The organism is Pseudoflavonifractor phocaeensis (genome assembly GCF_021531375.1).
Classification (GTDB): Bacteria; Bacillota; Clostridia; order Oscillospirales; family Oscillospiraceae; genus Lawsonibacter; species Lawsonibacter phocaeensis_B.
On record NZ_JADYTU010000036.1, the window covers coordinates 1 to 18,743 of the forward strand.

Below are 18,743 nucleotides of genomic sequence, written 5' to 3' on the forward strand. Positions count from 1 at the left end.
CCATCATGCCACATCCCTCCCTATAGTTATTGTACCATAGAAAGGGTTTATACGCCACTTTGTCAACAGGTCCAACTCTTGACGGCACCTTGATTTTTTTGGGGGGCTAGGCGGTGCAGATCAGGAAAACGAGGAAAGGGAGTCGCCGAATGTCCCGGAGCGCAGCTGATTGAGTGCTGTGACACCTAAATCTGTAATGTGGGTTCCGCCCCGGCCCCGGAGGACCTGGATAAAGCCGTATAGCTGCAAAATTTGCAGCAGAGTGCGGATCTCCTGTTCGGAAAGATAGACCCCTCGGGCTTCCAGCGCATTTTGAATGGAGCCCCTGCCCATACGAATACGGCTTTGATAGGTCTGCATCAGAACTTCCATCACCTGTTTCAGGTCAGAAAGACGATGGCGCTGATCCCGTATAAAACGGTTGACGACGGAAGTGATATGCTCAGCCGCGCCAGAGGTTGGATCCTGATCTAAGTATTGCCGGACAGTTTGCGCATCAATGGGCTGGGTATCGGCATAGAGAAGACGCTCCACTAAATTGCGCAGCTCACGAACGTTTCCCTCGAAATGAATGCTTTGAATGGTTGATAGAGCATCTGGGGTCAAAGTAAATGTTCCGCCCATTTCCTGCTTCATTGCCTCGATCAGAAGGGGGATGTCTTCCTTTCTCTGGTCAAGAGGAGGAAGATGGATGCTCAGCACATTCAAACGGTAATATAAGTCGCGTCGGAAAGCGGATTGCCCGACCAGTTCTTTTAAATTTTTATTGGATGCGGCGATAATTCGAACGTCTACATTAATGATAGTGTTGCCGCCTACACGGGTGACTTCCTTTTCTTGGAGCACTCGGAGCAGTCTGGTTTGCAAGCTGATATCCATCTCGCTGATCTCATCAAGAAAAAGCGTTCCTCCGTGAGCCAGCTCGAAATAGCCGGGTTTTCCGCCGCGTTTGGCTCCGGTGAAGGAGCCCTCCTCATACCCGAACAACTCGCTTTCCAGCAGAGTTTCGGGAATGGCGGCGCAGTTAATGGCGATAAAAGGAAAGTCACGCCGGGGTGAGGCATTGTGGATTGACTGGGCAAAGAGCTCTTTTCCTGTTCCGGTTTGACCATATATTAAGATAGTGGAGTTGGACGCAGCGATTTTCTGGGCCATTTGTTTGGTCTGCCGAATTGCAGGGCTGTCCCCAACGATATTTTCAAGAGAGTATTTTGCCACATGCCCCCGGGACATAACCTGCCGGCGGATTTTATACTGTTCCTTTTCCAAGTCTGTAAAACGGCGGATCAGGACCAGATATCCACGGAGAATGGAGTTATACTCCATGTGATGGACAGAGACGATCAATACATTAGAAGGGGTCCTGATGACCTGATCCTGTACGAGCAACGGTTTTCCGCCGTCCCACAGAGAGGGGAGTGTATCACACAGGGGGTGGCCTTGCAGTTCCTGGGCCTGATGCCCCAGAAGGGATGCGGCGGCAGTGTTGGAAAATGTGATGATCCCCTGATCGTCCAGACTCATGACGCCAGAGCCAAAAATCTGCATGATAAAGTGGAGCTGCTGCTCCAATGCGCCAATTTGTCCCAGCATGCCGGGAGTACTGACATCGGTAGAAACAAGGGTATTAAAATAGGACAGGCAGTGGGGCTGACTGAGTACCTCGATCATATTGAGGCGGGTGGCAATTTCAGAAATTGTTTTGATGGAAAGCACCCGCTCACCCAGGTCAATGACGTTCTCGATTCCACTGGGGACAAGGTCAGTTTCGCCGGGGGTAATAGCCAGGTGGCAGGAAGGGAACTCAGAAACCGGAGGATAGACCGGGGTGAGATCCAGATTTTTAATCCCATGCTTATAGATCAATGAAATGGTATCAATGGCACTTTCCAAAGAAATGTTTACCAGAATGGCTTTTGTATGTGGGGGATAGGCCCGGAGCTGCTCCACGGCATCCTTGCGTAAAGTAATATCTGCAACGATAACATTGTCGAAATTTTGGACATGGTTTTTTAGCACTTCACATACAGTATAAGTGGAGGCCAGCACCAGATCCGGATCCATGCCCTTGGGAAGTTCCTCAAACATGGACTGGAAAGATACTTCAATGGAGCGGCCGAAAAGAGCGCGGATCGTTTCGACATATTGCTGTCCGGTTTGCTCCTGATAGGTTACAACGACCAATTTTTTCACGGTGTATACGGTGCCCCCTTTTCATCCGCATCAGAATGCAGAAAATTCGGATTCATTTTATAAGCATAAGATCCATTGAATTTTATTATATCAGGAAATAATGGAATGTCCAGAATTCAATAGGTTATTAAATAAAAATAAATAACCTATTGATGTAAATAAAGTGATAAAATAACACTTAAGTAAAAATTGAAGGCCGAGAAAAATGAGCAAACTTCGAATAAAGTGTGAATTTTCAGTAACAATATAAAATTTTTTGTGATTCCAGAAAGTTGGTGCGGAAATTGCTATATTATTTAGAGTAACAGGAACAGAAGTGTTCCAATAAAAATGGAGGTAGAATGACTATGAAAAAGCGCAGACTGTTAGCAGCCCTGTTGGCTACGGCCATGGTGGGCTCGCTCCTGGCCGGCTGTGGAAACAATTCCGACAAATCCGGCGGCGGAAGCAGCTCCTCAGGCAATCAAAGCGGAACCACTACCCCTGAGTATCTGGTGTGGAACCTGGGCGCCGAGCCCAAGACTTGGGACCCGACCCTCAGCTCTGAGACGGTTTCTGAGTACATTACCATCAGCATGTTTGAAGGCCTGACCAAGCAGGTCGAGGATGGCATTGAGCCCGGTGTGGCTGAGCGCTGGGACATTTCTGATGACGGCCTGACCTATACTTTCCACCTGAGAAAGTCCAACTGGTCTGACGGTACCCCCGTGACCGCCCATGACTTTGAGTATACCTGGAAGCGTATGTGTGATCCCAAGGTGGCTTCCCCCTCTGCTGCCGGTGTGACCGACTATGTGGTGGGTGCTGCTGAGTATCTGGCCGGCACCGGCACTGCCGATGAGGTCAAGGCCACTGCCCTTGATGACTATACCTTCGAGGTCGTTCTGAAGAACCCCGCTCCCTTCTTCCTGAACCGTATCTCTGCCGATATCTACTGCCCCGTTAAAAAGGAGTGCGTGGATCAGGGCGAGGGCTGGGAGAAGAAGACTGAGACCTTCGTTTGCAACGGCCCCTTCAAGCTGGCTGAGTACCAGATCGGTTCTCACCTGTTAATGGTCAAGAACGACGAATACTATGATGCTGATTCGATCAAGATGCCCGGTATCCGTGCGATTATGGTCAACGACGAGAACACCTCTCTTCAGGGCTATGAGGCCGGTGAGATCCACTGCACTGAGGTCATGCCTGCCGAGGAAGTTCCCTCTCTGCTGGCCGAGGACCCCAACCTGGTCGTCATCCCCATCTGCGGAACCAAGTATCTGGACTTCAACGTGGATGACGAGGTCATCAGTGATGTGCGCGTTCGCCGCGCTCTGACCCTGGCCATCAACCGCAAGGAGATCACAGACCAGATCACCCGCTCCGGTGAGATTCCTGCCACCGGATTCCTGCCCCCCTCCACTCAGAAGACTGACGGCTCCTCTTACCGCACCATGGGCGCCAACGGCCTGCCTGAGCCTGCCTATGGCATCACTGCGGATGCTCCCGATGTAGAGACTGCCCAGAAGCTCCTTGCCGAGGCCGGCTATCCCAATGGCGAAGGCTTCCCCAAGGTCGAGTTGCTGTACTACACCGGTGAGAGCGATAAGAAGATCTGTGAGGCCCTTCAGCAGATGTGGAAAGAGAACCTGAACATCACCATTGACCTGCGCAACGAGGACAAGAGTGTTGCCCTTCAGACCAAGCGCGACGGCAAGTTTGATATCGGCCTGTCCGGTTGGAGCGCCGGCTATTATGACGGCAGCCAGATGATCAAGCAGTTTAAGCTGGACTCCGGCTGTATGGCTCAGTGGAGATATGCTGAGGATGCCAGTGCGCCCCACGACAAGACCCTGAACCCCGGTCAGAAGGCATTTGAGGACACCTACCAGGCCGCCATGGCTGCCCAGGGTGAAGAGCGCGACAAGCTGTGGATGCAGGCAGAGGAGATCCTCATGAACGAGCTGCCCGCCTGCCCCATTTACTACTATGTGACGAAGGCCCTGATCAATCAGGATGTGGTTACTGGTGTTCAGATTTCCAAGACCGGTAACTGGATTTTCCGAAACGCTGAATTTGTAGCCTAACACAAAGGACAATGGGGGCGTCTATTCGCGTAGACGCCCCCGCCTTTTCCCAAAGGAGGGGGACAGTATGATTCGATACATATTAAAGCGGGTGGTTGCTGCTCTTATTACCATCTGGTTTATCATGACGCTCACCTTTGTCCTGATGAATTCTATTCCCGGCAGCCCAATCTCGACAGATAAGGTTTATGATGTTGCATTGCAGGAAGCGCTGAATGAAAAGTTTGGCTTGAACAAGCCGCCTCTCGAGCGGTATATCAAGTACATTGTGGACTATGCCCACGGAGATTTTGGCATGTCCTATCTAAAGGTCGGACTGACGACCAATGAAATCATCGCAGCTGGATTTCCATATTCATTAAGGATCGGAATATATGCCTCGGGCCTGATCGTCATATTTGGCGTCATGGCCGGCATTATAGCGGCGTTGCGGCAGAATAAATTTGTGGACCGGTTCCTGATGGTCCTGTCCACATTGGGAGCCACTATCCCAAGCTTTGTATTTGCCACGCTGTATCTGTTTTTATTTAGTAAAATACTGGGGCTTGTCCCTGCCTTCGGCGTAAAGCCGTGGACGGGATATATTGGCCCCGTTCTTGTGACGTCTGTCTTTTCAATGGCCTTTGTAACCAGATTGATGAGGACGTCTATGATAGAGGAATTGAACCAGGACTATATCCGTACTGCCCGTGCAAAGGGAATCTCGGAGTTCAAGGTAGTCACCAAGCATGCTATGCGCAATGCCATTCTTCCCGTAGTCACCTATGTGGGACCAATGGTGGCCATGGTGGTTACCGGCTCCTTCGTAATTGAGAAGGTATTTGGAATCCCCGGCATCGGCAGCCTGTTCACTTCCAGCGTACTGACCCGGGATTACACCATGATTATGGGTATCACCGTATTCTTTGCAGTATTCCTGGTCTTTTGTACGTTAGTGGTAGATATTCTGTATGTCTTTGTTGATCCAAGGATCAAGTACGAGTGAGGGGGATAACTGTGGTAGAAAAAAAGGAGCATATTGCCCCCGAACTGTGGGTGCCCCTGCAGGAGCAGGAAAAAGATTCTGAGAAGATTGAAAAACCAAGCCTTACCTTTTTGCAGGATGGTTGGCGCCGCCTGAAGAAGAACAAAATGGCTATGGTATCCATGTTTGTGATTATCGTGTTGGTGCTGAGTGCTGTGCTGATTCCGTTCTTCTGGGGCTATAGCTATGAGGAACAGACCCTTACCCTGTCCAACACACCTCCGATTCTGAAGGTCTATCCCATTCAGGACGAGTCAAACGACATGTGTATCTACATCACAAAAAGCTATGATGCCATGGAAGTGACCCACAAGGGAGAGCTGGTCCAGCTGATTCAGCCTACATATAAAGATGTGATCACCCGGAAAAGCACCTACGACTTGAATGGCAAAGAATTGGTGATTGATTACAGTCTCTATACACAAGCGCTGAAAGAATATAACAAGCTTGAAAAGAAATATGCAGACAAGGGAGAGGTTCCTGCCACTGCGGCAAAGTACTTGTCCCACTATTTCGGAGACGAGGCCAAGAATACCACCGTTTCTCTGGTAGAAGCCAAGAACATCCTGGAAGAAAAGATCGAGAAGTGCAGCGTTACCTACGACGGAAATCGGCTGACAGAGAGCAAATCGGTTTGGAACAAGACCTTTATTTTGGGCAGTGACTCTTTGGGACGGGACCTGTTTATCCGTGTGGTTTATGGTGCGCGTATGTCCCTGACAGTTGGTATTTTTGCCGCGCTTGTCAATTTTATCATCGGCGTGTTCTACGGGTGCTTTGCCGGCTATAAGGGCGGAAACGTGGATACGATCATGATGCGTATCGTGGACGTGATCGACTCAGTTCCTGTTACATTGTACGTGATTTTGATCATGGTGGTCATCGGCTCGGGTATGCAGTCCATTATCCTGGCTTTAGGACTTACCTACTGGGTCAGAATGGCCCGAATCGTGCGCGGTCAGGTGCTCAGCTTGAAAAACAGTGAGTTTGTCTTGGCGGCCAGAACATTGGGCGCCTCCACAGGGCGTATTTTCGTCAAGCATCTGATCCCCAACATGATGGGTACCATTATGGTGGCTATCGCCATGCAGATCCCCAATGCAATTTTCACAGAGGCCTTCCTGAGCTTCATCGGCTTGGGCATTTCTGCCCCCATGGCATCCTGGGGCACCCTGTGCAACGATGCACTGGCCAGTATCTATGTTTATCCCTATCAGCTGCTTATCCCTGCAGTAGCGATCTCGGTGACCATTTTGGCCTTCAACCTGTTTAGTGACGGCCTGCGGGACGCCTTTGATCCCAAGCAAAGAAAGTGAGGCGGACGGCTTTGTCAGAAAAATTGTTGGAAGTGAAACATCTGAGTACCTCTTTCTTTACCCATGTGGGCGAAGTCAAGGCGATTCGTGATATCAGTTTTTCCATTGACCGCGGAGAGTTTGTGGGAATCGTGGGCGAGTCGGGCAGCGGGAAAAGTGTTACATCCTTGTCCATTATGCAGCTGCTCCAGTACCCGGGACGGGTCACTGGAGGAGAGATCTTGTTCAATGGAGAGGACCTCCTGAAAAAGGACAAAAAAGAGATGCGCAAGGTCCGCGGAAATCAGATCTCCATGTGTTTTCAGGACCCTATGACGGCACTGAATCCGCTGTATACAATTGGAAATCAGATCAACGAAGTCATCTTGGAGCATCAGAAATTAACCAAAAAAGAAGCAACAGAAAAGACCATTGAGATGTTAGGGATGGTTGGCATCCCAGATCCAGCCGCTCGTGTCAACAGCTACCCGCATGAGTTTTCCGGCGGCATGCGCCAGAGAGCCATGATTGCTATGGCGCTGGCGTGTCAGCCGGAACTGTTGATCGCCGATGAGCCGACAACCGCTTTGGATGTTACCATACAGGCCCAGGTGCTTCGGCTGCTGAAAGAGCTGCAGGAGCGTACTGGGACCTCCATTATTCTGATTACCCACGATCTGGGTGTCGTAGCCAGTTCGTGCAGCCGCATCCTTGTGATGTATGGTGGGCAGATCATGGAAACCGGCCGAGTGGAAGATATTTTCTACACACCGCGTCATCCCTATACCATGGGTCTGCTCAAGTCCATCCCCAAAGCAGGGGAGACCGATCAGCGGTTGGAATCTATTCCGGGAACGCCTCCTGATATGCTCAGCCCTCCCAAGGGATGCCCGTTCTATCCCCGGTGTGAGTTTGCCATGCAGATCTGCAAGGAGAACCCGGCTCCGGAATTTGAAATCGGTGAAGGCCACTGTGTCAAGTGCTGGCTGTGCCACCCGGAGGCACCGCAGCCGGAGAAGTATCAGCAGCAGAAGGGAGGGATCCGGAATGGCTGAGCATTTGCTGGAAGTAGAAAACCTGAAGATGTACTTCAAAAAGGTGGATGGTGTGATTCGCCGTAAAACATCCTACGTAAAGGCAGTGGATAATATTTCCTTTACCATCGATAAAGGGGAGACCTTTGGCCTGGTTGGTGAGTCAGGCTGCGGCAAGACGACAACCGGACGGACCCTGATCCGCCTTTACGATCCTACGGATGGTACCATCCGTTATGATGGAGAGGATATCACCAGGCTTAAACCAAAGGAATTCATGCCTTACCGGAAGAAAATGCAGATGATTTTCCAGGATCCCTATGCATCCTTGAACGCACGGATGACGGTATCTGATATTATTGGGGAACCGTTGGATATTCATCATTTGAAGTCCGGAAAGGAGCGAGAGGAGTATATCCTGGAGCTTTTGGATCGCGTCGGACTCAACAAGGACCACGCCAGCCGATATCCTCATGAATTTTCGGGAGGACAGCGGCAGAGAGTGGGAATCGCCCGCGCGTTGGCGGTCAATCCGGAATTCATCATCTGTGACGAACCGATTTCTGCGCTGGACGTTTCGATTCAGGCACAGGTCGTCAATATGCTGAAGGATCTTCAGGAAGAATTTGGACTGACCTATCTGTTTGTGGCTCATGACCTATCCATGGTGCGCCACATCTCTGACCGTGTGGGAGTTATGTATCTGGGCAGCCTGGTAGAGGTGGCTGAGACGGAGGAGCTCTATCAGAATACCCTGCACCCATACAGCAAAGCGCTTCTTTCCGCCATTCCTATCGCAGACCCCGAGAAGGCGGCGCAAAGCCATCAGATTCTTCTGGAGGGCGAGGTCCCAAGTCCCTTGAATTCCCCGGTAGGCTGCAAGTTTGCAAGCCGTTGCCCTTATGCAAAACCGGAGTGCAAAGAGGCGCCGCCGCCGCTGAAGGATGTGGGTGGAAACCACTATGTGGCTTGCTATCTGGTATAAGGAAGTAAGAGGTGTTGAGCGTGAACATTGAACATACAAGGGAGGTCCTGGAGGAATTTCCCCGGCTGGAGCTGGGGACATTTCCCACCCCACTGCAGCCGATGAAGAACCTTCAAACGAATCTGGGGACCTCCATTCCGCTGTATATCAAGCGAGATGATCTGACCGGCCTTGGTCCTGGGGGCAATAAGACCAGGAATCTTGAGTATCTGCTGGGCAAGGCGGTGAAACAGGGCAGCGATGTAATATTCGCCTCAGGAAAGAGTCAGTCCAATCTGTGCACACTGGCGGTGTCGGCTTGCCGCAAGTCAGACCTGGACTGTGTGATCGTCCACAATGACGAGGCCGAGCCAGAGCACAAAGTGGGAAATCAACTGCTGAACCAACTGTTGGGGGCAGACCTGCGGTATGTGGGCGATGTCACAGACAAAGAGAGAGAGGCGTTGGTGCTCCGTTATGCACAGGAGTTGGAGGACCAGGGACGTCACCCTTATGTGATCCAGAACGGCGCTTCTACCGCGCTGGGGGCTCTTGGATATGTCCATGCAGCCATGGAACTGTGTCAGCAGTGCCAAGAGCAGAATTTGGATTTGAAGCACCTGTTTGTTCCGGGCGGGAATGGCGGACTGGCGGCTGGAACGATTTTTGGAGCAGCGCTGACCCAAGCTCCCTTCCATGTCCATGTAATCACAGTCGAGCATGAAAAAGAGAAACTCAAAGAAATTCTGGAGACCTTCCTTAGAGAAATTGCGGAACTGACCGGACAGCTTCAGACGTATGATTTTAGCAGCGTCTATACTATTCACGAGGAATATCGTGGAGAAGGCTGGGGCAAGTCCACACCTGAGTGTGTGCAGCAGATCTATGATCTGGCCCAGAGCGAAGGAATTTTCGTAGAGCAGGTCTATACCAGCAAGACCCTTTATGGTATGCTGGATATGGTGCGGAAGGGCCTGGTGGAAGGGAGCGCCTGTTACCTTCACACGGGTGGATTCAGCGCATTATTCAGCCAGTTTTAAAATGGAAAGGGGGGATGGGAGATGTCAATAGTAGCCAGGACGTACCGGGGGGCGCTTCGGGATTTGGAGCACCATGGGCGGATCGTTGTATCTGACACCGCGGGGAAGGTACTGTATCACTATGGAGATCCCTATGCGGTTACCTTTGCGCGCTCTGGAGCCAAGCCCATGCAAGCAATTGCGGTTTGCGAAAGTGGTGCGTTGGATGCGTATGAAATAACAGATCAGGAATTGGCCATTATGTGTGCATCACACAACGGAGAGTCCGGACATGTGGCCCTGGTGGAGCAGATCCTCCGCAAAGCGGGATTGGATAGCTCATATCTGTTGTGCGGGAACGAATATCCTATTTTTCAGGAGAGCAAATGGGAGATGATTCGCCGTGGTCTTCCCCCAGACCCCCTTCACTGTGACTGTTCCGGCAAACATGCCGGCATGTTGTTGACGGCGAAGTTCTATGGCGAGGACCTGACATGCTACCCATCTCCGGACAGTCCTACCCAGCGCAGGATCAATGAGATCCTCTGCCATGTCTGTGACTGTAAATTAGAGGATCTGATTTTTGCGGTAGATGGCTGCGGTGTACCGGTTCATGCGTTGCCCATGGTCAAGTTGGCTCAGGGATATGCCAGAATGTCCAAGCCGGAGCTTCTGGGGGAACGACGGGGAAAAGCGGTGCGTCGAATTACCCAGGCTATGACTTCCTACCCCTATGAAGTGGCGGGCACCGGAAGGCTTTGCACCTGTTTGATGAGAGCCTTTGGAGAGCGGCTGTTCAGCAAATCCGGAGCGGGTTCTTTCTATGGGATTGGCCTGAAAGATCGTGGGATTGGAATTGTGGTCAAGCTGGAAGATGGCTGCTCAGAATTTATGCCAGGCGTTGTTATGAAGGTGCTGACGGATCTGGGAGTAATTTCCCAACAGGAGCAGGACAAGCTGAAAGAGTGCTGGGATCCCGATATCTATAACCACCATAACCAGATCGTAGGACGCAAAGAAATCGACTTTACTCTTGTGTCCAATGGGATTGAACAGGAGTGTGTTTAAATATGCTGGAACGATTGAAAAATTTTGCTATTCCTCTGCCGGAGGATATCCAGAAACAGGAAGATGCTGGCTGCTTTGAGATGGCGAAAGATTTGATCCGCCGCCGGTTGGCAGGCCCCCTGCCCCATGCCCTGAGAGAGCGGTTGGAATTGGAACAGAACCGGATCACCGAGTTGGAGAGGGAGTATCCCTTCCCCTATGAGCAGGCATTAGAGATGCTCCAGGGCGAATTCCGGGATTTTACAAAGGAAGAGTTTGACGAGCTGATTGCGGAGAATCAGGTGGATTGGATCTATCGGGAAAGAAAAATGCACTTTGTGCGCCATTTCCATGAAAATCTCCGCAAGGTGCAGCATCCCATTACCAAACGTTTGATCGTTCCCGAAGATGCTGAAGCGGCTAAGGTGAAGCAGGATGTTTTGAATGGAAATATGAACTATATGAAGGAGCATGGCAAGACTGCCTATTACATCCGGATCCGTTCAACGTTGAAAGTGGGAGAGAATGGGAGAATCGGAGAACCGATTACAGTCCACCTTCCCATTCCAAATAACAGTCCCCAAGTGAAAAATTTCCAGATTCATACGCTCAGCCCCGATGCCTATGTTGCTCCTGAGGATGCTGAGAGCCGCACAGTATGTTTCCGGAAAAAGCTGGAGGCAGGGGACGAGTTCACCGTGGAATACAGCTTTGAAAATCACCTGACCTATGTAGAGCCTGACCCTGATAAAATTTCTGCTGAGCAGCCATCCTTCTATCTGGAGGAGGAAGCTCCTCATATTATGTTCACACCTCTGATTCGTGCGATGTGCCAGGAGATTGTTGGTGATGAGACCAACCCTCTTCTGAAAGCCAAGCGGATCTATGAGTACATCACTGACCGGGTTCGATATTCCTATGTGCGCCGGTACAGTACGTTCCTGAATATCCCGGAGTATGCCGCGGTTAATCAGAAAGGTGACTGTGGGGTGCAAGCGGTACTGTTTATCACCCTGTGCCGCTGTGCCGGGGTGCCTGCTCGTTGGCAGTCTGGATTGTTTGCAGCTCCTTACGATATTGGCGGACACGACTGGGCACAGTTCTATGTCGAGCCCTATGGATGGCTGTATGCCGATTTGTCTTTCGGCGGAAGTGCCCACCGCCTTGGAAACGAGGAGCGGCGCGCATTTTACTTTGGCAATCTGGATCCATTCCGCATGCCGGCAAATTTGGCGTTCCAGCACGAGTTTGACCCTCCGAAGAAGTTTATGCGCAACGATCCTACCGACAACCAGTACGGCGAGTGTGAATATGATGACCGTGCACTGACTTCCAAGGAGTATAACTGCGAGCATACTATGGTGGACATCCATCAGATCGGCTGAAAGGAAGAAGAGCATGAAAGTATTTATCAGTGCGGATATTGAAGGCGTGGCTGATCTGGTTTCCTTTGTAGAGGCTGGAAATGATAATCCCCAGCTCTATACGCGCGGAATGGAGCAGATGAGCCGTGAGGTCGGTGCCGTTTGCCGCGGCGCCGTGGCCGCCGGCGCCGAGTTGATCACGATTAAAGATGCCCACGGTGCGGGTATGAATATTTTCCATGAATATCTTCCGGAACAGGCGCAGCTGATTCGCGGAGAAATGCGCAGCCCTTATGCTATGATCGGCAATGTGGACGCAAGTTATGATGCCATTATCTTTGTTGGATACCATGATGCAGCCGGACAGGGCGGAAGCCCCATGGCCCATACAATCAGCAGCAGAAAGATACGGGAAGTTACCATCAACGGTGTGCATGCAGGAGAGTTCCATATCTTTTCCTATGCGGCGACGGGACTTGGGGTGCCTACCGCTATGATTTCCGGCGACGCAGCAATTTGCGCCAAGGCAAAGGCGGTTAACAGTCAGATTGAGACCGTTGCCACAAAAGAGGGAGTAGCCGCCGCCGTAATCAGCCGCCATCCCAGCGTGGTGGAGCGCGAGCTGGAGGAGACAGCCAAGCGGGCTCTCAGCGGAGATCTGAGCCGTTATCGCTATGACCTTCCAGAGTATTTTAGGGTCACAGTAGCCTATCAGAAGCATTATGACGCTGCTTATGCGTCCCACTACTTCAACACAAAACGGCTGGATGCACACACTGTGGAGTTTACCAGTGACAGCTATGAAGAAGTGCTGCGCTTTTTCCACTTTGTGTTCTGATCCACTTGAATTTCTTGGCAGGAGGACGTAATATGAAACCCTTTCCCAATCGAATTAAGCTGGCCAATCTGCCCACCCGCATCGAAAAGCTGACACGTTTTTCGGAGCAGACAGGACTGAATGTATATGTAAAGCGGGATGACATGTCGGGCTCTGAGTGGTCTGGAAATAAGATCCGGAAATTGGAATTTTCTATTCAGGAGGCGCTGGATCAGGGCGCAGACACCCTGATTACCTGTGGCGGGATTCAGTCCAATCACTGCCGCGCTACAGCCGCGGCGGCAGCACGGCTGGGTTTGCGTTCCTGTCTGCTACTCCGCACAGATGATCCTGCACCGGCTCTGGACGGCAACTATTTTCTGGACCGGGTGCTGGGTGCGGATGTGCGTTTTGTTTCTGCTGAGGATTACCGAACCCGCAGATTGGAGATCATGGAGGAACTGGCCCGGGAGTTTGCCGGCCAGGGACATAAGGCATATATCATTCCGGAGGGAGCATCCAATGGTATTGGGACCTTTGGCTATTTGTCCTGTATGCAGGAAATTTTGCAGCAGGAGAAAGAGATGGGACTTCAATTTGATACCATCGTGGATGCAGTGGGCTCCGGCGGAACGCTGGCCGGTCTGGTGCTGGCCAACAAGCTCTATGGCCTGAATAAGAGAGTGGTTGGAATCAATGTATGTGATGATGCAGATTTTTTCCAACACCGCATATCCGAGATCGTGACAGAGGCTTCGTCCTATCTGGAGGAGCCGTCCTTGGCAATAGCACCTGAAGAAATTGAGATTTTAGATGGCTATGTGGGCCGGGGATATGCACTCAGCCGAAAGGAGGAGCTGGACTTTATCCGGGATTTCGCCCGGATGGAGGGCTTGGTCCTGGATCCGGTCTATACCGGGAAATGTATGTATGGTTTTGTCAATGAGGTTGAAAAGGGCAGCTTTAAGAAGAGCTGTAATGTTCTTTTCCTTCATACCGGCGGCCTGTTTGGCCTGTTCCCGGTAAAGGAGCAGTTCGACCTGTAAAGAAAGAGGAAGGCGCAGAATGAATTTTATTGATTTTCATGTAGATACCCTGTACCGTCTGTTCTATCGGGCCAAGGGAGAAATTGGTGACCTGTGGGAGAATAACTGCCATGTGGATCTAAAACGGGAAATGGACAGCGGGTATACCGCCCAGATGTTTGCCTGCTTCCTGAGTCTGACGCAGAAGCCCAAGCTGGGCAGCTGCTATGAGGACGTGCTGGGAATGATCGAACTGTTCAACCAGCAGTTGTCAATGGATAAAGACAAGGTGTGTTTTGCAGGAGATTATAAGCAGTACAAGGCGAATAAGGAGCACGGCAAACTGTCTGCCTTTCTGACACTGGAGGAGGGCGGCGTGTTGGAAGGGGATCTCAGTCGTCTGGATGTGCTCCATCAAAAGGGCGTTCGGGTGATGAATCTGACCTGGAATCACGAGAACTGTTTGGCTTATCCCCACCGTCCTGCTGAATTTCAGGAGAAGGGGCTGAAGCCCTTTGGCCTGGAAACTGTGAGCCGTATGGATGAGCTTGGTATGGTGGTGGATGTCTCCCACCTGTCAGACCGCGGATTTTGGGATGTGGTCGAGCATGGAACACGCCCCTTTATGGCTACCCACTCCAATTCCAGAGAAATGCGGAATGTAAGCCGAAACCTGAGTGATGAGATGATCCGGGCGCTGGCAGATCGGGGCGGCATTATGGGGTTGAACTTTTACTCTGATTTCCTGTCGGAAGACCCTGTGGGCCGGATCGATGATATGATCCGCCACTGCCGCCACGTTGTGAATGTAGGCGGTGAGCAGGTGCTTGGACTGGGAACTGACTTTGACGGAATGGAGACAGAAATCGAGGTCAACGGAGCCGGAGAAATGCCCAAACTGGCTCAGGCCATGGAACGGGCCGGGTTCAGTACAGAGCAGATCGAGGGTATCTGCTACCGGAATGCAGAGCGCTTCTTTGCCCGCTATTGGGGAGAGGACTGAGCATAAAATAAAGCGGCCAAAGTCATATTTGACTTTGGCCGCTTCTCCATCCGCTTCAGGCGGAGGCTCGCGTTCATACAGGAAATGATCAGTTTCCTGGTAACCGTCAAATCTGGACGCGTATGAAAGGGCGGCACCAAAGCGGGGCCGCCCTCAAAATCAAGTATTCGTTTTACAGCTGTCAGGAGCAACTTCCGGTAAAAAGTGTTCTTTCCAGTCTGCTTCGTTTTCTGCTGCCTTTGGGGCCTCCCGCAGGATCCAGAGCAAATACCGGTAGGGATCCAGGCCATTCTCTTTGGCTGTCTCAATCAAGCTGTAGATCACAGAACTGGACTGTGCGCCTGCTGCATACGGCGGTGGCGAGTGGCCGATGGTGCGGCGTTCAGTGGCCGCAGTGCGGCCTGAGTGGCCACCATGAATCTGCACATTGATGTAGTATGGAAATCGCCCATAATAATCCCGCACGCCGCATCTCCTGCTCCTGCCGGTACAACGGTGCGTACATCAAAAACTTCTGTACCATGATATGGGCAATTGCCTCCGGGGAGGCGAAACTGCCGGAAATGACAGCGGACTCCTTCGGTGCCTTTACAATGACAGCCTCGTCCGTTGCTTTTTCACAGGCCTTGCAGGCATAGGTGTAGTAAACATCCTCCACCACGCTGTATTGCGGCGGAGTTATTTTCAGCGTCTTGCGCACTTCCTTGCCTATGACCACCATTTCCGTCCCGCAGACCGGGCAATGGATATCATCCGGGTGGTGCTCAATGGTTTCAACAGGAAGACTCTCAGGGATGACGTCTTCAATGCTCCCGGAATGTCTGCGTGCATGTTCCTTGACCCGGATCTGCGCTTCTGTGGCGGTTTTGGTACCGTAGGTGTTGGCCTCCGCTTCGTTGTAGGTCAATGCAAACTGTTCCATCATCTCTTCCTGCATCCGCTCGGAAGAAGATCCAAACTGCCGCTTTTTGGCAAGGCCCAGCTGCTCAAAAAGCCATTGGTTCTGGAGTTTCAATTCGTCATATTCCGCACGGGAAATAGTAACCGTTTCTTCCGTGTTTCTTGTCCGCAATTCTTTCTTTTCCATAGCTCCATTATACAGGAAAATCCCGGAAAACGCCATATTTTCTGCGTTTTCCGGGATTGGAACTTCGTCATTCTGCCAATGAGAAAAGTGTGATTTTGTCATGTCTGGAGCCGTTTTCAGGCTGCAAAACCACATCTTTTGCCGTTGCGGCTTTGGTATTGGATGCAGAGGCTTCAGTTCAGCCATTGGCAAAAATGGGGCTTTGGATAATTCTGTGTTTTATACAATACTGAGCCCTGTTACAGCTTTGTGTGCCTTGGGCTGGTCTACATTCAGTCCCTCCATAAGCCAGCGGTATTGCTGCGGCGTCAGTTCCCGTGCCTCCGTCTCATTGCGCGGCCATTGGAATACGCCGTTTTCCAGTCTCTTATACAGCAGCACAAAGCCGTTCCCCTCCCAATATAGCGCCTTGATTCGGTCCCGGCGTCTGCCGCAGAACAGGAACAGCGTGTTGGTGAAGGGATCCAATTCAAACTGCTGCTGCACGATATTCGCCAGCCCGTCTATACCGCGCCGCAGGTCTGTGTAGCCGCAGGCAAGGTAGACTTTATCGGCTCCGGTAAAATCGCTCAGCATGATTTCAGCACCTGGCAAATCATTGCCAATGTTTCTTCGTCCATACCGGGGATGATATCTACGGATGCCTCACCGATATGAAGGACTGCGGACGGTGCAGTGCCCGGCCTTGTCGCAACCTCGACAAACTGTGGCGCTCCGGATGCTGCCATATTGAAAATACGCCGCTGCCACTTATAGTAGCTGGCCTGGCTTACGCCGTTTTCCCTGCACCAGATCTGTACAGTTTGACCGCTGCTGCGGCATGCCTGTATCCGTTCTGCCCATAGTTCCGTCCTCTGCTGTTGGTTGAGTGCCTGCAGTCCTGTTTCCATTACTATACCTCCTCGCGGATAGTATCCGAGCCTCTCGGACACTATCCAACTCTTGAGGTTATTTTTGCACACTCCTCTCAATTTTCCCAGACGCCGTTTTATTTGACGGTTACGTTCCTGTCATGATTCGGATGATCTCGCGGTCTGTTTCGCGCATACCAACGCGGCCAAGACGGCCGATGTTTCGGATGGTATTCTCAATTCCCTTTTCCAACAGGCCGTCCCCGCCATAAAACTGCTGTCCGTTGCGGTACATTTCATAGCCGAGAATACCTGCATCCACAGCGGAACCGATTTTGGCGGCGCAGGATGACTTGGCTCCATCACAGACGATTCCGGAAGCGATGGCCAGTGCATTGACAACAGTGTGGACGATCACATCCAGGTCTTTGGTCATCAGATAAGCAATGCCTGCGCCGGCGCCGGAACCGGCGCTGACAGCTCCGCAGAAAGCGGACAGCCTGCCGATACTATTTTTCTCGTGGATAGCAGTCAGGTTTGAAATGAGGAGCGCGCGGTACAGATCCTCCTGACTGGAGTTCAATTCTTTGGCATACTCAATTACCGGAAGGGAGACGGTGATGCCCTGATTTCCGCTTCCGGAATTGATGACAACAGGCAGCTCGCAGCCGTTCATGCGGGCATCCGAAGCGGCTGCAGCCTTCGCTTTGGCACGAACCTGAATGGTATTGCCGTAAGCCTGCAGCAAAGTGCGGCCGATATTGGCGCCGTAATCACCCCGCAGGCCTTCTTCTGCAATGGTGGAGTTAAAATTGATCTGTCGATCCAGGGTGGATCGGACATCGTTTAAGTCGCAGCTTTGGGCAAATTCAAAAATGCCTTCCATACTTAACAGTGTATAGTCCGGTTCATCCTCGACTTGTTCAACCGTCAGTTTCTTTTGATGCAGGAAGCTGCCGTCTTTCTCGACCAGGACAACATTTGTGTGCTCTTGAGCGATTCGGACCCGTGCATAGGAGTGATCGGCGCGTACTGTAACCACGATATCCAATACCTGATCGGAGTCGGTCGGAGCGAGCGTAAATTCCGTTTCCGTCATAAAGTTTGGCAGGGCATTTTTGACTTCTTCGGAAACGTGAGAAATCACTTCCAGCTGAGCAGACTCATCCCCGCCCAGAATGCCAATGGCAGCTGCAACTTCAATCCCTCTTCGATTACCGGTGTTGGGAACGACCACACTTTTCACATTTTTGATGATATTCCCGCTGGCTTGGATCTCTACTTTTGTAGGGAGCTGTTTCAGTACCGACCGTGCCAGGGCAGCACAGTATGCAATTGCAATTGGTTCTGTACACCCCATGGCGGGTACCAGTTCCCGCTCCAGAATCCGAAGATAGGTTTGATAAAGCAGGTCGTTTTTTTCCAATTTAATTTCCTCCGCTCTGTGTAAATTTGAATGTACTGTGATGGAAAAAGAGATGCTTGGCTGCATCAGGGACGACTGCCGTTTTGAAATTGGCGGCTTTGGGCCAAAGCACAGCAAGGATGGAAAAATCGAACGAAAATTGTTTTTCCGGTGGGAATATTATACTATTTTTCAGGCTTAAATGCAAGATTGAGACTAAAATGACGGTAGAAGGTAAAGAGAAAAAGAATGATGTTTTTTGATCGTATTGGAGGGAAAATAACAATGAAAATCAGAACAGCAACCTTACAGGATCTTGAGGCAGTTGCGGCGGTGGAAGCAGAGTGTTTTCCTGCAGCGGAAGCAGCAACAAAGGAAGAATTCGCCCAGAGGCTCCAATATTATGGAGACCATTTTTGGCTTAAGGAACAGGGATTTTCCATTGAAGCCGCCTGCAAGTGATAAGGTAAGATAAGGGACCTGTTGACAAAAGCAAAAATTCTGCCGAAACCCACAGGCTTTCAGGCAGAACATTGGAACTGGAGATAG

The 18,743-nt window shown here is 51.2% G+C and carries 17 protein-coding genes and 1 pseudogene; 12 read left to right on the top strand and 6 right to left on the bottom strand.

Annotation, left to right across the window (positions count from 1 at the left end; all coding sequences use genetic code 11):
* Positions 1-120 precede the first annotated feature (120 nt).
* Positions 121-2,193, bottom strand: coding sequence for a sigma-54 interaction domain-containing protein (locus I6E39_RS09865; RefSeq protein ID WP_235381422.1), 2,073 nt, complete (start codon positions 2,191-2,193; stop codon positions 121-123).
* Between the two features lie 347 nt (positions 2,194-2,540).
* On the opposite strand from I6E39_RS09865, the gene I6E39_RS09870 reads away from it, so the two are divergent.
* The 11 genes from I6E39_RS09870 to I6E39_RS09920 all read left to right on the top strand — a co-directional run bounded on the left by I6E39_RS09870 (position 2,541) and on the right by I6E39_RS09920 (position 14,851).
* A complete protein-coding gene (locus I6E39_RS09870) occupies positions 2,541-4,259 on the top strand; it encodes a peptide ABC transporter substrate-binding protein (protein WP_235381423.1) in 1,719 nt (572 codons plus the stop codon).
* Positions 4,260-4,326: 67 nt separating this feature from the next.
* Positions 4,327-5,244, top strand: coding sequence for an ABC transporter permease (locus tag I6E39_RS09875; RefSeq protein ID WP_235381424.1), 918 nt, complete (start codon positions 4,327-4,329; stop codon positions 5,242-5,244).
* An 11-nt stretch (positions 5,245-5,255) separates the two neighbouring features.
* Positions 5,256-6,599: an ABC transporter permease gene (locus I6E39_RS11225; protein WP_235381425.1), complete on the top strand. Its 1,344-nt coding sequence runs from the start codon at positions 5,256-5,258 to the stop codon at positions 6,597-6,599.
* Between the two features lie 11 nt (positions 6,600-6,610).
* Complete coding sequence (locus tag I6E39_RS09885; protein ID WP_235381426.1) at positions 6,611-7,633, top strand: ABC transporter ATP-binding protein; 1,023 nt, start codon at positions 6,611-6,613, stop codon at positions 7,631-7,633.
* Positions 7,626-8,597, top strand: coding sequence for an ABC transporter ATP-binding protein (locus I6E39_RS09890; protein ID WP_235381427.1), 972 nt, complete (start codon positions 7,626-7,628; stop codon positions 8,595-8,597). The genes I6E39_RS09885 and I6E39_RS09890 overlap by 8 nt, the downstream gene beginning before the upstream one ends.
* A 20-nt stretch (positions 8,598-8,617) precedes the next feature.
* Positions 8,618-9,616, top strand: a complete 999-nt coding sequence (locus tag I6E39_RS09895; protein WP_235381428.1) for a 1-aminocyclopropane-1-carboxylate deaminase/D-cysteine desulfhydrase — start codon at positions 8,618-8,620, stop codon at positions 9,614-9,616.
* Positions 9,617-9,637: 21 nt separating this feature from the next.
* On the top strand, positions 9,638-10,663 hold the full coding sequence (locus tag I6E39_RS09900) for an asparaginase (protein ID WP_235381429.1): 1,026 nt from the start codon (positions 9,638-9,640) through the stop codon (positions 10,661-10,663).
* 2 nt (positions 10,664-10,665) lie between these two features.
* Positions 10,666-12,027, top strand: a complete 1,362-nt coding sequence (locus tag I6E39_RS09905; protein ID WP_235381430.1) for a transglutaminase-like domain-containing protein — start codon at positions 10,666-10,668, stop codon at positions 12,025-12,027.
* Positions 12,028-12,040: 13 nt separating this feature from the next.
* On the top strand, positions 12,041-12,844 hold the full coding sequence (locus tag I6E39_RS09910; protein WP_235381431.1) for a M55 family metallopeptidase: 804 nt from the start codon (positions 12,041-12,043) through the stop codon (positions 12,842-12,844).
* Between the two features lie 32 nt (positions 12,845-12,876).
* Entirely contained in the window at positions 12,877-13,869 is a 993-nt protein-coding gene (locus I6E39_RS09915; RefSeq protein ID WP_235381432.1) for a D-cysteine desulfhydrase family protein, read from the top strand.
* A gap of 19 nt (positions 13,870-13,888) precedes the next feature.
* A complete protein-coding gene (locus I6E39_RS09920) occupies positions 13,889-14,851 on the top strand; it encodes a dipeptidase (RefSeq protein WP_235381433.1) in 963 nt (320 codons plus the stop codon).
* A 159-nt stretch (positions 14,852-15,010) separates the two neighbouring features.
* Here I6E39_RS09920 and I6E39_RS09925 read toward each other — a convergent pair.
* The 5 genes and pseudogenes from I6E39_RS09925 to I6E39_RS09945 all read right to left on the bottom strand — a co-directional run.
* Positions 15,011-15,196: pseudogene (locus tag I6E39_RS09925) on the bottom strand (transposase domain-containing protein); the annotation flags it as partial.
* 37 nt (positions 15,197-15,233) lie between these two features.
* Entirely contained in the window at positions 15,234-16,124 is an 891-nt protein-coding gene (locus I6E39_RS09930; protein WP_235381434.1) for an IS66 family transposase zinc-finger binding domain-containing protein, read from the bottom strand.
* Between the two features lie 33 nt (positions 16,125-16,157).
* Complete coding sequence (gene tnpB, locus I6E39_RS09935; protein WP_235381435.1) at positions 16,158-16,514, bottom strand: IS66 family insertion sequence element accessory protein TnpB; 357 nt, start codon at positions 16,512-16,514, stop codon at positions 16,158-16,160.
* The gene (gene tnpA / locus I6E39_RS09940; protein ID WP_235381436.1) at positions 16,508-16,828 is read right to left on the bottom strand and encodes an IS66 family insertion sequence element accessory protein TnpA; all 321 of its coding nucleotides are present in this window, start codon (positions 16,826-16,828) and stop codon (positions 16,508-16,510) included. Before tnpA ends, tnpB begins: the two co-directional genes overlap by 7 nt.
* Positions 16,829-16,937: 109 nt before the next feature.
* Positions 16,938-18,221 (bottom strand): L-cysteine desulfidase family protein, encoded by a 1,284-nt coding sequence (locus tag I6E39_RS09945; RefSeq protein ID WP_478358466.1) that lies wholly within the window; start codon positions 18,219-18,221, stop codon positions 16,938-16,940.
* A 222-nt stretch (positions 18,222-18,443) separates the two neighbouring features.
* Between I6E39_RS09945 and I6E39_RS11155 the strand changes: the two genes are divergently transcribed.
* Entirely contained in the window at positions 18,444-18,656 is a 213-nt protein-coding gene (locus I6E39_RS11155) for a hypothetical protein (RefSeq protein WP_338127132.1), read from the top strand.
* Positions 18,657-18,743 lie beyond the last annotated feature (87 nt).

Bases quoted from the DNA above. Each gene is read 5' to 3' on its own strand.
- I6E39_RS09900 (WP_235381429.1), top strand. From the start codon at position 9,638: ATGTCAATAGTAGCCAGGACGTACCGGGGGGCGCTTCGGGATTTGGAG.
- I6E39_RS11155 (WP_338127132.1), top strand. From the start codon at position 18,444: ATGATGTTTTTTGATCGTATTGGAGGGAAAATAACAATGAAAATCAGA.
- I6E39_RS09920 (WP_235381433.1), top strand. From the start codon at position 13,889: ATGAATTTTATTGATTTTCATGTAGATACCCTGTACCGTCTGTTCTAT.
- I6E39_RS09870 (WP_235381423.1), top strand. From the start codon at position 2,541: ATGAAAAAGCGCAGACTGTTAGCAGCCCTGTTGGCTACGGCCATGGTG.
- I6E39_RS09915 (WP_235381432.1), top strand. From the start codon at position 12,877: ATGAAACCCTTTCCCAATCGAATTAAGCTGGCCAATCTGCCCACCCGC.
- tnpA (WP_235381436.1), bottom strand. From the start codon at position 16,828: ATGGAAACAGGACTGCAGGCACTCAACCAACAGCAGAGGACGGAACTA.
- I6E39_RS09905 (WP_235381430.1), top strand. From the start codon at position 10,666: ATGCTGGAACGATTGAAAAATTTTGCTATTCCTCTGCCGGAGGATATC.
- tnpB (WP_235381435.1), bottom strand. From the start codon at position 16,514: ATGCTGAGCGATTTTACCGGAGCCGATAAAGTCTACCTTGCCTGCGGC.
- I6E39_RS09910 (WP_235381431.1), top strand. From the start codon at position 12,041: ATGAAAGTATTTATCAGTGCGGATATTGAAGGCGTGGCTGATCTGGTT.
- I6E39_RS09890 (WP_235381427.1), top strand. From the start codon at position 7,626: ATGGCTGAGCATTTGCTGGAAGTAGAAAACCTGAAGATGTACTTCAAA.
- I6E39_RS09875 (WP_235381424.1), top strand. From the start codon at position 4,327: ATGATTCGATACATATTAAAGCGGGTGGTTGCTGCTCTTATTACCATC.
- I6E39_RS09930 (WP_235381434.1), bottom strand. From the start codon at position 16,124: ATGGCTGAACTGAAGCCTCTGCATCCAATACCAAAGCCGCAACGGCAA.